General features: G+C 68.3%; 12 protein-coding genes. 5 read left to right on the top strand and 7 right to left on the bottom strand.

What is annotated here, in order from left to right; all coding sequences use genetic code 11:
• Positions 1-32: 32 nt before the first annotated feature.
• Both ACZ54P_RS01535 and ACZ54P_RS01530 read left to right on the top strand, forming a co-directional pair.
• On the top strand, positions 33-1,883 hold the full coding sequence (locus ACZ54P_RS01535; protein WP_465459621.1) for a sensor histidine kinase: 1,851 nt from the start codon (positions 33-35) through the stop codon (positions 1,881-1,883).
• Positions 1,823-2,476 (top strand): response regulator, encoded by a 654-nt coding sequence (locus ACZ54P_RS01530; RefSeq protein WP_465459620.1) that lies wholly within the window; start codon positions 1,823-1,825, stop codon positions 2,474-2,476. The genes ACZ54P_RS01535 and ACZ54P_RS01530 overlap by 61 nt, the downstream gene beginning before the upstream one ends.
• A 200-nt stretch (positions 2,477-2,676) precedes the next feature.
• Here ACZ54P_RS01530 and ACZ54P_RS01525 read toward each other — a convergent pair whose 3' ends face one another.
• Positions 2,677-3,996, bottom strand: a complete 1,320-nt coding sequence (locus ACZ54P_RS01525) for an FAD-dependent oxidoreductase (protein ID WP_465460202.1) — start codon at positions 3,994-3,996, stop codon at positions 2,677-2,679.
• 111 nt (positions 3,997-4,107) lie between these two features.
• Here ACZ54P_RS01525 and ACZ54P_RS01520 point away from each other — a divergent pair, with 111 nt between their 5' ends.
• The 3 genes from ACZ54P_RS01520 to ACZ54P_RS01510 are packed head-to-tail and all read left to right on the top strand — an operon-like array spanning position 4,108 to position 6,193.
• Positions 4,108-4,752, top strand: a complete 645-nt coding sequence (locus ACZ54P_RS01520) for an aminodeoxychorismate/anthranilate synthase component II (RefSeq protein ID WP_465459619.1) — start codon at positions 4,108-4,110, stop codon at positions 4,750-4,752.
• Entirely contained in the window at positions 4,749-5,561 is an 813-nt protein-coding gene (locus ACZ54P_RS01515) for an ATP-binding cassette domain-containing protein (protein ID WP_465459618.1), read from the top strand. Before ACZ54P_RS01520 ends, ACZ54P_RS01515 begins: the two co-directional genes overlap by 4 nt.
• A complete protein-coding gene (locus tag ACZ54P_RS01510; RefSeq protein WP_465459617.1) occupies positions 5,549-6,193 on the top strand; it encodes a hypothetical protein in 645 nt (214 codons plus the stop codon). Before ACZ54P_RS01515 ends, ACZ54P_RS01510 begins: the two co-directional genes overlap by 13 nt.
• A gap of 217 nt (positions 6,194-6,410) precedes the next feature.
• Here ACZ54P_RS01510 and pknB read toward each other — a convergent pair whose 3' ends face one another.
• Genes pknB through ACZ54P_RS01480 form a run of 6 tightly spaced genes read right to left on the bottom strand, consistent with a single transcriptional unit; the run spans position 6,411 to position 14,467 of the window.
• Positions 6,411-8,378, bottom strand: coding sequence for a Stk1 family PASTA domain-containing Ser/Thr kinase (pknB, locus tag ACZ54P_RS01505; protein WP_465459616.1), 1,968 nt, complete (start codon positions 8,376-8,378; stop codon positions 6,411-6,413).
• Positions 8,375-9,661 carry a protein kinase domain-containing protein gene (locus ACZ54P_RS01500; protein WP_465459615.1) on the bottom strand — a complete coding sequence of 429 codons (1,287 nt, stop codon included), beginning with the start codon at positions 9,659-9,661 and terminating at the stop codon, positions 8,375-8,377. Before ACZ54P_RS01500 ends, pknB begins: the two co-directional genes overlap by 4 nt.
• A gap of 3 nt (positions 9,662-9,664) precedes the next feature.
• The gene (locus ACZ54P_RS01495; RefSeq protein WP_465459614.1) at positions 9,665-11,128 is read right to left on the bottom strand and encodes a peptidoglycan D,D-transpeptidase FtsI family protein; all 1,464 of its coding nucleotides are present in this window, start codon (positions 11,126-11,128) and stop codon (positions 9,665-9,667) included.
• Positions 11,125-12,603: an FtsW/RodA/SpoVE family cell cycle protein gene (locus ACZ54P_RS01490; protein ID WP_465459613.1), complete on the bottom strand. Its 1,479-nt coding sequence runs from the start codon at positions 12,601-12,603 to the stop codon at positions 11,125-11,127. Before ACZ54P_RS01490 ends, ACZ54P_RS01495 begins: the two co-directional genes overlap by 4 nt.
• Positions 12,603-14,003, bottom strand: coding sequence for a PP2C family protein-serine/threonine phosphatase (locus tag ACZ54P_RS01485; protein WP_465459612.1), 1,401 nt, complete (start codon positions 14,001-14,003; stop codon positions 12,603-12,605). Before ACZ54P_RS01485 ends, ACZ54P_RS01490 begins: the two co-directional genes overlap by 1 nt.
• Entirely contained in the window at positions 14,000-14,467 is a 468-nt protein-coding gene (locus ACZ54P_RS01480) for an FHA domain-containing protein FhaB/FipA (protein WP_007030429.1), read from the bottom strand. The genes ACZ54P_RS01485 and ACZ54P_RS01480 overlap by 4 nt, the downstream gene beginning before the upstream one ends.
• Positions 14,468-14,494 lie beyond the last annotated feature (27 nt).

Here is a 14,494-nt window from a genome sequence, read left to right as displayed (position 1 = left end):
GCCGCGCGACTCGATGGGGAAGACTTCGTCGCATGATCCGCACCTACCTCACCTCAGTGCGCCGGGGCTTCGTGCTCGCCGCCTTGGCGCTGGTGAGCTGGCTGGACCTGTTGCTCGAACTGGTGGGTTTCTGCCTGCTCTGCGTCGGGCTGGTCTTCGCCTACACACTGGCGCTGGAAGGAACACGCCCGCGGGCCGCCCTCACCCGACGGCTGGCCGGACGCTGGTGCGGTGTCGAAGTCGAGCCGCCCTACCGGCCCGCGCCGCCCGAGCCGGAACGTGAGCGCGATGGCTGGTATCGAGACGGGAACAGCCTGTTCAAGCGGTCGTGGTTCATCCGATGGACAAAGCGGTTCGAGTGGATCTCCGACGATCCGGCGACCGGCCGCGACCTGGGCTGGCAGCTGTGGAATCCGTTCGCGGGTCTGCTGCTCGCCCCCGCCGTGCTGCTGGCCGGGCCGCCCGCGCTGCGGGGGTACGGCCACTGGACCCGATGGTGGCTCGGACCTCGTGCTTCTCGGAGCGGCGGAGGGTGGCTCAAGCGACACCTCGAGGCGCTGGGCCACCAGATAGGCCTCTTCGCGCTTTCGTTCGCGCAGCTCGCGACGGCGGTCCCGACGATGCTCGTGCTGATCGGGCCGGCGCCACTGTTCCCGACACTGGTCATCGCCGGTCGTTCGGTGACCGACACCCTGCGCCGCGAGGCCCGGAACTGGACCGGTGTGCGGATCGACCGCCCGTACCTGCCGGAACCGCCGTTCCCCGTCCCTCGGGCGGACGGGATGTACCAGTACGGACGGCAGCTGTACGACACGCCGTGGTGGCCGGCGAGGCTCGCTCGCTTGCGCTGGGTGATGCGTGACCGGGCGACCTGGCGTGACCTGGTCGCCGCGGTGGTCAATTCCGTCGTGCTGCTGGTGCTGGCGGCGCCGACGGCGGCGTTGGTGTCCTTCGGCTTCTGGGGCGTGCTGGCGTTGTGGGTGTGGCGGCCGATCGCCCAGTGGACGGACATCCCGGGGTCGACGACGCACTGGTTCTCGATGATCGGGCTGCCCGAAGCGACCACCCATGCCCAAGCGCTGGCGCTGACTCCTGTGGCCGTGGCGGCCTTTGTCGCCGGGCTGGTCGCGACACCGTGGCTCGCTCGTGCCGGGGCACGCTTCGCGAAACTGCTGCTGGGGCCGACAGAGGCTTCGCGGCTGGAACAGCGTGTCGAGCGGCTGAAGCAGACGCGGACGGACGCGTCGGTGGCGCAGGCCGCCGAGCTGCGGCGTATCGAACGGGATCTGCACGACGGAGTCCAGTCGCGGCTGGTCGCGATGGGAATGAAGCTGGGGGCGGTCGAAGCGCTGATCGACACCGATCCGGCCGCCGCGAAACGGCTCGCCGCCGAGTTGCGGCAGACGTCGTCCGAGACGTTGACGGAGTTGCGGCTGCTGGTGCGGGGGATACACCCGCCGGTGTTGTCCGAGCGCGGTCTCGGCGACGCGGTACGAGCGATGGCGCTGGACAGTCCGCTGCGGGCATCGGTGAGCGGCGTCCTGCCGCGGCTGGAGCAACCCGCGGAGGCCTGCGCGTACTTCGCGGTCAGTGAGTTGCTGGGCAACGCCGCGAAGCACGGTGAGGCGCGGCGAGTGTCGATCGAGCTCGGTTACGACGACGGCCTGCTGCGGATCGAGGTGACCGACGACGGGAAGGGCGGCGCCAACGCGGCCCGGGGGAGCGGGATTCGCGGGATCGAACGCAGGCTCGGCGCGTTCGACGGTACTTTTGCGCTGACCAGCCCGCCCGGCGGGCCGACGAAGGCGACCGTGGAGATCCCGTGCCAGCTCGACCCCGATGTGTCGTCGCCGAAGACCAGTACCTCCTCCGAGACGGCCTGACGCATTTGCTGACCGCGCACGGCTTCGACGTCGTCGAAGCCGTCGGGACCGGACCCGAGCTGGAACGCGCGCTACGCGGACACCGGCCGGACGTCTCGGTCGTCGACGTCCGCATGCCGCCGACGAACACCGACGAGGGGCTGCGAGTCTCCTTGTCGATGCGGCGGGAGATCCCCGGCTTGCCGATTCTCGTGCTCTCGCAGCATGTCGAGCAGCTTTACGCGCGCGAGCTGCTCGCCGACGGTGCCGGAGCGATCGGATATCTGTTGAAGGACCGGGTCTTCAACGCCGACCAGTTCATCGACGCGGTGCGGCGCGTGGCGGGCGGCGGGACCGCGATGGACCCCGAGGTGATCGCGAAACTGGTGGCGGGCAACGCCTCCGACCCGCTGGCCGCGTTGACCCCTCGTGAACGCGAGGTGCTCGGGCTGATGGCCGAAGGCTGTTCGAACGCCGCCATCGCCGGGCGGCTGCACTTCAGCGAGGGGGCGGTGGGGAAACACACCGCGAACATCTTCGCGAAACTCGGCATCGTCGCTTCGGACGACACGAACCGGCGGGTGCTCGCGGTGCTGGCCTACCTGGGCTCCTGAGATTCGCTCACCCGAGTGTCATGAGGGGTCCCCATCGGACAAAATTTGTCCGATGGGGACCCCTCATGACTTGCCCGACAGTTGTCCACAACCGAGCCCGACTGTGGACAACCCCGTCTGACCAGCCCGTTTCCCCTTCCCAGCCGATAGACTGAGCTCGGGGCCGCCCCCTGGGACGGGTGGGGGGCTGGGTAGGTGAGTCAAGAGCGCGAGATGCGGGTCATTTCGTCGCGTTCCACGACCTTGACGCGGTCGCGGCCGTGCGGGGCGCCGAGGGACTTCTCGTGGGCGTCGAGTTTGCCCCAGCCTTCCCAGGTGGTGAAGGGGATGCCGCGTTCGGTCAGGAAACCGAGGATCGCGTCGGGATCGTCCACCGCCGGAGCGGCCAGCTCGTCGGCGTCGGCCAGCAGGCTCGCGATCGTCTCGGCCGCGTCGCCCTTGGTGTGCCCGATGAGGCCGACCGGGCCGCGCTTGATCCAGCCGGTCACGTAGACGCCCGGCACCTGGTCCTCGTCGATGTCCAGCACGCGGCCCGCCTGGTTCGGCACGGTCCCGGTGCTGTGGTCGAACGGGATCTCCGGCAGATGCGACGACAGGTAACCCACCGCGCGGTAGACGGCCTGGACGTCCCAGTCGTGGAATTCGCCGGTGCCACGCACGTTCCCGTCGCCGGTGAGTTCGGTGCGCTCGGTCCGCAGGCCGACGACGCGGCCGTCCTCACCGAGCACCTCCGAAGGCGAGTGCAGGAAGTGCAGGTGCAGCCGCTTCGGCCGGTCGCCCTGGTCGCGGATCGCCCATTCCTGCAGCGTCTTCACGACCATGTCGACCTGCTTCGACGCGCGAAGCGTGGCGATGCTGCCGTCGTCGAACTCGATGTCCTCCGGGTAGACGATGACCTCGACGTTCGGCGAGTGGTCCAGCTCGCGAAGCTCAAGCGGCGTGAACTTCGCCTGGGCCGGACCACGGCGCCCGAACACGTGCACATCGGTGACCGGGCTGGCCTTCAAACCCTGATAGACGTTGTCCGGGATGTCGGTGCTGAGCAGCTCGTCCGCGGTCTTCGCGAGGATCCGCGCCACGTCGAGCGCCACGTTCCCGACCCCGAGCACCGCGACCGAGGTCGCGTTCAGCGGCCAGGTGCGGGGCACGTCGGGGTGCCCGTCGTACCAGGACACGAAATCGGCGGCACCGTAGCTGCCGTCGAGGTCGATGCCGGGGATGTCGAGCGCCCGGTCGGCCATGGCCCCGGTCGAGAAGATGACCGCGTCGTAGAACTGGCGCAGGTCGTCGAGTTTCAGGTCGGTCCCGTAGTCGACGTTGCCCAGCAGCCGGATGTTCGGCTTGTCGAGCACCTTGTGCAGGGCGGTGACGATGCCCTTGATCCGGGGGTGGTCGGGCGCGACGCCGTACCGGATCAGCCCGAACGGCGCCGGCATGCGCTCGAACAGGTCGATCGTCACGTCGGCGTCGGACTTGTCGAGGATGTCGGCGGCGTAGATGCCGGCCGGACCGGCACCCACGATGGCTACACGAAGAGAACGGCTCACTCCTACCACGGTAAGTTAGGTAGTCCTAACAATCATTGTGATCTGGCGTACGGTCCACCTGGTGGGAGCCGCTAAGCTGGCGGCATGCGCGTGCTCGTCGTCGACAACTACGACAGTTTTGTCTACAACCTGGTCCAGTACCTGGCCCAGCTCGGCGCCGACTGCACCGTCTGGCGGAACGACGTGGTGGAAGTCGACAAGCTCGGCGAGTTCGACGCGGTCCTCGTCTCTCCCGGCCCTGGAACCCCGGAACGTGCTGGTCAGAGCATGGAAGTCATCCGCGAATGCGCCGAAGAGCGGATCCCGATGCTCGGCGTCTGCCTCGGCCACCAGGCGTTGGGCGTCGTCTTCGGCGCCACCGTCGATCGCGCGCCCGAACTGCTGCACGGCAAGACCAGTCAAGTCCACCATTCGGGCGCCGGTGTCCTCGCCGGACTCCCCGGGGAGTTCACCGCGACGCGGTATCACTCGCTGACCGTTTTGCCGGAAACCATCGACGACGCCGTGTTTGAGATCACAGGCCGCACCGACACCGGCATCGTGATGGGCATGCGCCACCGCGAGCTGCCGCTCGAGGGCGTCCAGTTCCACCCCGAATCCGTGCTCACGCAGGGCGGGCACCGCATGCTGGCGAACTGGATGGCGTCGGCGGGGCACCCGGTGGCCGACGCCACGGTGAACGAACTCGAACAGGCGACCCGTGCGCTGCAGAAGGCCGCTGCTGCGTGACCTCGCTGATCCGGCTCGAACAAGTCGGTAAGCGCTACGGCCGCGGTGAACCCGTACTCGTCGACGTCGACCTCGACGTCCCGGCGGGTCGCGTGCTCGGCATTCTCGGCTCGAACGGCTCGGGAAAGTCGACGCTGCTCAGGATTCTCGCTGCCCTTTCCCGTGAGACCTCGGGAAACGTTGTCGGCAGCCCGCGCGCCGGTTACCTGCCGGACCGTTTTCCCGCCGGGCAGCGGATGAGCGCCAGGGCCTACCTGCGGCATATGGCCCGCATCGACGGACTTGTCGACTTGTCGGCCATCGACCCGTTGCTGGAGCGGTTGGCGCTGGTCGGCGGTCCGGACGCGCCCTTGCGGACGCTTTCGAAGGGCAACGCCCAGAAGGTCGGCCTCGCCCAGGCCGTCCTGGCCGAGCCGGAGCTGCTGATCCTCGACGAACCTTGGTCGGGCCTCGACGTCGAAGCGCATACCGTGCTCGGCGAGCTCGTCGCCGAAACCAAGGAGCGGGGCGCGAGCGTGGTCTTCACCGACCACCGGGCGGCCGTCGTGCACGCCCACGCCGACGACATCCATCGGATGGACGCCGGGCGCCTGACCCGCGTCGAGACAGCGGCGAAGGCCGAAACGGCGACCAGGGTCGTCTTGCGAGGACCCAGCGGCGACTGGTCTTCGGAACCCGGTGTCAGCAAGGCCGTCGCCGACGGCGACCAAGTCGTCCTGACGGTCGAAGCCGGGCACGCGGACGCCGTCCTGTTCCGTGCGCTCAACCGGGGCTTCTCGGTCCGGGAGGTGGCGCCGTGCTCGCCATGACCCGCTACTACCTGGCGCTGCTCGGCCATTCTCAGCGCTATCTCCCCGCGGTCCTCGCCTACCTCGCGGTCAACACCGTGCTCTACACCGATCCGAAGTCGCCGTTGCTGCCGCAGTACGGGATCAGTGCGGGCTCGCTCCTGGTGGTCTCTTGCTGGCTGACCATCGCGATGCTCGACATCGAGGATCCGGTCCAGCGGTTGGTGACATTCAGCCACGCCCGCCGCTGGCGGCCTGTTCTCGGCGGCGCCGCACTGGCCGTCTTCGGCTGCGCGCTCGTGCTGATCGTCGTGACGCTGGCGTGGTCGATGATCCGATCGGGCGACTTCCAACTCGGCACCCTCGCCCTCGGAGCAGGCGCACACGCGTTGTGCGCGCTGTTCGGGATCGCGATCGGCCTGCCCTGCTCGCGCCTGCTGGTCCCGCGTATCGGCTGGTCCGTACTGGCGGCGGTCTTCGCTCTCGCGGCCGTGCTCCTGGTCAAGTGGCTGCCGCTGGCGAATCCGCTGCTGCGCGCCCTGACCTCACAACAACCACTGGCCGTCCCGTTCACGGTGGCCGTGGTGGCGGCGGTCGCCGCGATGCTCGTGAGCATGACGGTCGTCGGATACCTGCTTCGCCGCAGCGCCTGATGCCTCGGCTGATCGTCCTGACGTGATGCGCTAGTCCGTAGCCGCCTTGGCCGGGCGGGCGATTACCTTGACCAGCGGTGCGAGGTCGGTGAGATCGTCGCCGTTGCGAGTCACCAGGGGAATCCGATGGATCGCCGTAGCGCTTCGTAGCGACCCGTCTCCATGGCATGAAAAGGGCCCCGCACGAAACCGTGCGGGGCCCTTTCACGTCAGTCGATCACGGAGGCGAGATGATCCCGCCGCGTGAACTCGAGGACGGCGGCCCTCCGTCACTCTCGTAGACGAACATCGTGATCGGCGCGTTCTTCGCGATCTTCGAACCCGCCTGCGGGTTGGTCTTGCTGACCTTGCCCTCGTCGTCCCTGTCACCGCTCTTGTCGGCCTGGGTGTTGAGCGAGCCCGACCAGCCGAGTTCACGCAGCTTGGCCTTCGCCTCGTCTTCCGTCATGCCCTGCAGGTTCGGCATGTCGATCGTCTCCTGGCTGCCGTCCGACACGGACAGCTTGACCACACTGCCGACGGCGAGCTTCCCGCCGTTCGGGGTCTGGTCGATCACCGTGCCCTTGGGCTGTTCGGAACTCGTGGTGGACACCGAAGGAGTGAACCCGGCGGCCTTCAAACCGGACTCGGCTTCGGCCTGCGTCTTGCCCTTGTAATTCGGGACCGTCTTCAGTTCCTTGGACTTCCCGACCGTGATGTCGACCTTGGAACCTTGGTCGACCTCGGACTGCGCTCCCGGGTTCTGCGACAGGACCTTGCCTGCCTGGTTCGGGTCGTCGGTCTCGTCCTCGGTGATGGCACCGACCTTCAGACCGGCTCCGGTCAGCGCGGTTTCGGCCTCGGACTGGGACTTGCCCTTGAGGTCCGGCGTCTTGACCTTAAGGGGCTTCGCGCCGACGGTCAGCGTGATCTTCTCCGTGGTCAGCGTCATCTGACCTTCCTTCGGAGCGATCGCGATGACCTTGTCGATTTCGTTCTCGTCGCAGGCGGGCAGACCGTTCACGGCCTCGCCGGTGCAGGGAACCTTCTTGGTGGTTTCGAACGCGTTGAAGCCCGCACCGCGAAGCGAGTCCTTCGCGGTCGCTTCGGACTGGCCGATCACATTCGGGATCGCCTTGCTCTCCGCGCTGGTGCCGTTGAACGCGTTGGACAGCCACATGATCAGCAGCACCACGGCCGCCAGCGAGACGACGATACCGGCGATCAGCCAGGCGCGGCGCTTCTTCTTCGCCGCCGGGTCCTCGTCTTCTTCCTCGAACTGGTCGTAGCGCTGCGGCACCCGGCGGTCGGAGTCCATGACCTGGGTGCGCTCGTCCTCCGACATCACCATCGGCGCGGACGGCCGCTGGCCGGACAGCGTGCGGACGAGGTCCGAACGCATCTCCGCCGACGACTGGTAGCGGTTCGCCGGGCCCTTCGCGAGCGCCTTGAGCACGACCGCGTCGAGCTCGGGCGCCACCGCCGGGTTCACCGACGACGGCGGGTTCGGGTCCTCCCGGACGTGCTGGTACGCCACCGCGACCGGGGAGTCGCCGGTGAAGGGCGGCTCGCCGGTGATGAGTTCGTACAGCACACAGCCGGCGGCGTAGACGTCGGAACGCGCGTCGACGGACTCACCGCGGGCCTGCTCCGGCGAGAGGTACTGCGCCGTGCCGATCACCGCGGCGGTCTGCGTCATCGCGGACTGGCCGTCGTGCATGGCGCGCGCGATGCCGAAGTCCATCACCTTGACGGCGCCGTTCTTCGTGATCATCACGTTCGCCGGCTTGACGTCGCGGTGCACGATGCCGTGCCGGTGCGAGAAGTCCAGCGCCGCGCAAACGTCGGCCATGACCTCCATCGCCCGTTTCTGCGACATCGGACCCTCGGTCTTCACGATGTCGCGCAGAGTCCGTCCTTCGACGTACTCCATGACGATGTAGGGCAGCGGGCCGAACTCGGTGTTCGTCTCGCCGGTGTCGTAGACGGCGACGATCGCCGGGTGGTTCAGTGCCGCCGCGTTCTGTGCCTCGCGACGGAAGCGTTCTTGGAACTGGGGATCCCGCGCCAGGTCGGCACGCAGGATCTTGATCGCCACCTCCCGGCCCAGGCGCACGTCGTGGCCATGGTGGACCTCGGACATGCCTCCGTAGCCGAGCGTGTCGCCCAGCTCGTAGCGGTTGCTGAGCAGTCTTGGTGTGCTCATCTCTGCGTGCCGTTCCATTCCGTCCAAGGTGTGCTCATCATGCCTGGATTCGCCTGCCCGGCCGATTCCGGCACCGCGGGGTACGCGGATGTCGGCGGTGGGCCTTCAAGTGTCTTACCCGGTGCCGGTGCCTGTTCACTCGTTTCCACGCCGCCCGACTGTTGTCCGTTGCCCGAACCGACCAGTCTCACGATGAGGAAGGCCCCGGCCACCAGTACTGCGATCAGGATCACCGCGAGCAACACCCACCAGCCCCATTGTGGCCGTTTGCCGGGTAGCCGCCGGACCGCCATCGGGGGCGGGCCGGTGACCGGGTGCATCGCCGGATGCGACGCCGGGCCGACCGCCACCATCGGGTTGGGCGGTGAGACCGGACCGGGCGGACCCTGCTGCGGCAGCACGGGCGGCTGGCCCGCGTAGGCGACGTTGACCAGCCCCGACGGCGTCGGCAGCGGCAGGCCCGCGCGGACGGCGGCCACCGCGGCCGCGAATTCGCCACCGTTGTTGTACCGCTGTCTCGGATCCTTGATCAGGGTCGCTTCGATGACCGCGCGGGCACCCGGCGGTACGTCCGGCGGGAGCGGCGGCGGGATGTCGCGGATGTGCATCATCGCGACGGTCACCGCGTTCTCCGAAAGGAACGGCCGGTGTCCGGTGAGACATTCGTAGCCGCACACGGCCAGCGAGTAGACGTCGCTCGCCGGTTCGGCGTTGTGCCCGAGCGCCTGCTCGGGTGCGATGTAGTGAGCGGTGCCCATGACCATGCCGGACCTGGTCACCGGTGCGGCGTCGGCGGCCTTCGCCACCCCGAAGTCGGTGATCTTCACCTGTCCGGCCGGGGTGACCATGATGTTGCCCGGTTTGACGTCGCGGTGCACAAGACCGGTTTCGTGCGCGGCCTGCAGCGCGTTACCGGCCTGCTCGAGAATGTCGAGGGTGCGCTCGGCGTTCAGCCGTCCCTCGCGGGTGATGATCGCGGCCAGCGGATCGCCCTCGACCAGCTCCATCACCAGATACGCGATCGACAGCTCGTCGGCGACCGTCTCGCCGTAGTCGTGCACCGCGGCGATGCCGGGATGGTTCAACGACGCCGTCATCCGCGCCTCGGTCCGGAACCGGTGCAGGAACTCCGCGTCCCCGGACAGCTCCGCCTTGAGGATCTTGACCGCGACCGTCCGGTCCAGTCGCGTGTCGCTCGCCTGCCAGACCTCGCCCATCCCGCCGACGGCGATCCGGTTCGTCAGCTTGTACCGGTCGGCCAGCAGCTGACCCGAGGACAGCATCCGCTATCCACCCCCGAGCATCGCGTTGACGGCGGCGCGGCCGATCTCCGCGGCCACGGTGCCACCGGTCGCTTCGAGCCCGCGGTTACCACCGGACTCGACGATCACCGAGACGGCGATCTTCGGGTCCATCGCCGGCGCGAACCCGGTGTACCAGGCGTGCGGAGGCGTGGCCTTCGGGTCGTTGCCGTGCTCGGCGGTGCCGGTCTTGGAGGCGATCTGGATGTCGGCGCGCTTGCCGGCCCCCTTCGTGTTCTCCTCCGACGCCAGCATCATGTCGCGCAGGATCGCGGCGTTCGCGCTGGACAGCGCGGCGTCTCCGGTCAGTTCGGTCGGGGTGTAGTCCTCGATGGTCGACAGGTTCGGCGCCAGCAGCGACTGTACGAGCTGCGGCTTCATCGCCATGCCGTTGTTCGCGATGGTCGCCGAGAGCAGGCAGTCCTGCAGCGGCGTCAGGCGCACGTCGCGCTGCCCGATGGCGCTCTGGAACAGCGCCGCCTTCGACTCGAGCGGCCCGAGGCTGGAGGAGGCGACCCGCATCGGCACGGTCAGATCCTCGCCGACGCCGAAGTTCTTCGCCGTCGCGTTCAGCTTGTCCTTGCCGAGTTCACCCGCGAGTTCGGCGAAGGGCACGTTGCAGGAGTACCGCAGCGCTTCCTTCAAGGTGCTGCCCTTGCAGGGGGCGCCGCCGTAGTTCTCCAGCGTCGTCTGCGTGCCGGGCAGTTTGACGTTGGGCGCGGTGTTGACCGGCATGTCCGCCGTCTTGCCGTCTTCGAGCGCGGCCGCCGTCACCATCAGCTTGGCCGTCGAACCCGGCGGATAGGTCTCCGAGATCGCGCGGTTCAGCATCGGCTTCTTCGGATCGTCGCGCCACTGCCCCCACGCCGCGATCTGCTCCTTGCCGACGTGCGAGGCGAGCTTGTTCGGGTCGTACGACGGCGTCGAGACCATGGCCAGGATGCGCCCGGTCTTGGGCTCGATCGCGACCACCGAACCGGTGTAGCCCTTCTGCGTCATCAGGTCGTACGCGGCCTTCTGCACGGCCGGGTTGATCGTCAGCCGCACGTTGCCGCCGCGCGGGTCGCGGCCGGTGACCATGTCCGACAGTCGCCGGACGAACAGCCGAGGGTCGGAGCCGTTGAGGACGTCGTCCTCGGAGCGCTCCAGGCCGCCGGAGCCGTAGTTGATCGAGTAGTAACCGGTGACCGGCGCGTACATCGGCCCGTCGGCGTAGGTGCGGATGAACTTGTACTTATCGTTCGACGGGTCGACCTTCGCGAGGGCGGCACCGTCAGGGGTGACGATGAGCCCGCGCTGGCGGGAGAACTCGTCGTAGAGCACGCGCAGGTTGCGCGAGTCCGTGCGGTAGTCGTCGGCCTTGACCACCTGGATGTAGGTGGCGTTGGCGAGCAGGAGCACCACCATGACGAGCATGGCGACGCCGACCTTGCGGAGCGGGGTGTTCACGAGGCGTTCCCCTCACCGGTCGCGGGCGGCCGCTGGACCATCACCGTGTGCGCTTCCGCGATCGGCGCCTGTGGCTGTTGCGGCTTCGGCCGCGCGGCGGGTTTGCGGGCGGCGTCGGAGATGCGGAGCAGGAGGGCCACCAGGATGTAGTTCGCGAGCAGGGAAGACCCACCGCGGGAGAGGAAGGGGGCGGTGATCCCGGTGTTCGGGATCAGGTTCGTGACGCCGCCGACGACGACGAAGATCTGCATGACGATGGTGAACGCCAGGCCGCCGCCGAGGAGCTTGCCGAAAGTGTCGCGGACGGCCAGCGCGCTGCGCATCCCGCGCATCGCCAGGATCAGGTACAGCATCAGCATCGCGGCGAGACCGATGAAACCGAGTTCCTCGCCGATCGCGGTGGTGATGAAGTCCGTTTTGGCTTCCGGGACCATGTCCGGCCGCCCGGCGCCGAGACCCGTACCGCCGACGCCGCCGGTCCCGAGGCCGAACAGGCCCTGTGCGACCTGGTAGCCGCCGCCGGGATCGTCGTAGGTGGCGAGCGGGTCGATCCAGTTCCGGACGCGCTGCTGGACGTGCGTGAACAGGTTGTAGGCGATGACCGCGCCGACGGCGAAGAAGCCGACGCCCAGCACCACCCAGATGACCCGCTCGGTCGCGACGTACAGCATCACCAGCGTGACGCCGAAGAACAGCAGCGACGTTCCGAGGTCCTTCTCGAACACCAGCACGCCGAGGCAGGCGGCCGCCGCGATGAGGATCGGGCCGAGGTCACGGGCACGCGGCAGTTCGACGCCGACGATCTTCTTGCCCGCGACCATGAACAGGTCCCGTTTCGTCACCAGGAACGAGGCGAAGAAGATCATCAGCAGGATCTTCGCGAACTCACCCGGCTGGATCGAGAAGAACGGCAGCTTGATCCAGACCTTCGCGCCGTTGACCTCGGAAAGGCTCGACGGCAGCACCGCGGGCAGCGCGAGCGCCACGATGCCGACCAGACCGCAGGTGTAGCCGTAGCGGGTCAGCGTGCGGTGGTCGCTGATCACGACCAGCACCACCACGAACAGCACCAGCGAGATCGCCGTGAACAACACCTGCTTGGTGACGTCCGGCGTGTACTCCTTGCCCTGCTGGACCGCGCGTTCCGCGAGCGCCAGGTCGATCCGGTGGATCATCACCAGGCCGAGCCCGTTCAGCAGCGCGACACACGGCAGGATCACCGGGTCGGCGTACGGCGCCCAGCGGCGGACCGCCAGATGCGCCGCCGTCAGCACCCCCAGGTAGGACAGCCCCAGCCAGATGATCGAGCTGGTGAGCTCCTGCTCCTGGTTCGCCTCCACCAGCACGAGCGCGACGGTGACGATGAACGTCGCGAACGCCAGGAGAACGAGTTCGGTCCCGCGCCGCTTGGGCAGCTCGCGCGGAGGATTCGTGGCGAACTGGGCCGAAGCCGGATCGGCGAGCGGCGTGCTCATCAGTTACCGCCCCCTGGTGCTGCCGTGGCCGGCGTCGAGCAGTCCCTCCCCGCTGGCTGATTCGCCGAGCTCGGCGAGGCGGGGGTAGAAGGGGGAGCCGCCGACGACGACACCGGTGGCGGCGCCGAAGACGCGTTAGGCGGCGTGGAAGGCGAGCTCGTGTTCGGTTTGCAGTCGGCCAACTGCTTGTGCGGCCGCAGGAAGTCGTCGATGTACTTGCGGGCGTCGTCGAGGTTGTCCTTCTTGACGCCGTTCTTCACCGCGATCCGCGCGTCCTCCTGCAACGCGGGCACCAGCAGTTTGTCGGTGCACAGGCCACCCGGAGGACACGAGCCCTGCTCGTAGGCGTGCAGCTCGATGCCGAGGATGCTGCCGGGGACGCCGCGGTAGATCACGACCTCCTCGCCGGGGCCCTCGCCGACGTAGTACTGGCTCAGCACGAAATACCGCGTGGCTATCGCCGCCGCGGCCAGCACGATCAGGACGACCACCGCTCCCGCCAGCCAGCGAAATCGCCTCCGGCGCTTGACCCGCGGGTCCTCCTGTGGTGGCTGGACCTCGGGCCGCGGCTGCGGCGCGGGCTGGGTCAGCGCCCTGGCACGGGCGGCGGGGGAGTCGCCCTGGTGGAACTCGTCACTGCCGTCCCCGGCGGCGCCGCCCACGATGGGCGCGTCCTCACCGAAGTCGACGTCGACGACGTCGGCGATGATGACCGTGACGTTGTCCGTGCCGCCGCCCTTGAGCGCCAGCTCGATCATCCGGTCGGCGCAGGCCTGGGGATCCGGGATCTGGATCGCCTCGGCGAGGGTCTCGTCGCTGACCATGCCGGACAGGCCGTCCGAGCAGATCAGGTAGCGGTCACCGGCGCGGGCTTCGCGCACTGTCAGGCTCGGCTCGACCTCGTGACCGGTGAGCGCCTTCAGCAACAGCGACCGCTGCGGATGCACCGCGGCCTCTTCCGGCGTGATCCGGCCCTGTTCGAGAAGTTCGTTGACGAAGCTGTCGTCCCGCGTGATCTGCGAGAACTGCCCACCGCGCATCAGATACGCCCGCGAGTCGCCGACGTGCACGACACCCATCCGCGAACCGGCGAACAGCACGGCGGTCAGGGTGGTGCCCATCCCGTCGAGGTCCGGGTCCTGCTGGACGAGTTCGGAGATGGCGGCGTTGCCGTTCTGGACGGCTTCGCGCAGCTGCGCGAGGAGATCGTCACTGGGGTCATCGTCGTCGAGCGGGGCGAGGGAGGCGATGACGACCTTGCTGGCCACTTCACCGGCGGCGTGGCCGCCCATACCGTCGGCGAGGGCGAGCAGGCGGGGTCCGGCGTACACGGAGTCCTGGTTGCTGGAACGCACCAGGCCCCGGTCGCTGCGAGCCGCGTAGCGGAGGACGAGAGTCATGGGCGAAGCTCGATCACCGTTTTGCCGATCCGGATGGGGACTCCGAGCGGGACCCGGAGGGGTGCCGTGACCTTAGCCCGGTCGAGGTACGTGCCGTTCGTCGAGCCCAGATCTTCCACGTACCAATCCTCCCCGCGCAGGGCGATCCGGGCGTGCCGGGTCGACGCGTAGTCGTCGTCCAGCACCAGGGTCGAGTCGTCGGCACGGCCGATCAGGATCGGCCTGCCGTCCAAGGCGATCCTGGTGCCTGCCAGCGCACCATGGGTCACGAGCAGCTGCTGTGGCGACTTTCCGCCGCGCGGCTTCTTGTTTTCCTTCTTCTTGCGACCGAACGTCGGAACGGCGACTCGCAAGCCGGAAGCCGCGTAGAGATCCGACCGGACGACGCGCAACGCGGCGAACACGAAGAGCCAGAGCAGCACGAGAAAGCCCACCCTGGTGAGTTGAACGACCAGCTCTGGCACTTGTTGTGTCCGCTCCCGCTTCTCCTG

This window comes from Amycolatopsis sp. NPDC034160 (assembly GCF_055575355.1).
Note: the sequence above shows the minus strand (reverse complement) of the source record. Positions and strands in the feature narration are given on the sequence as shown.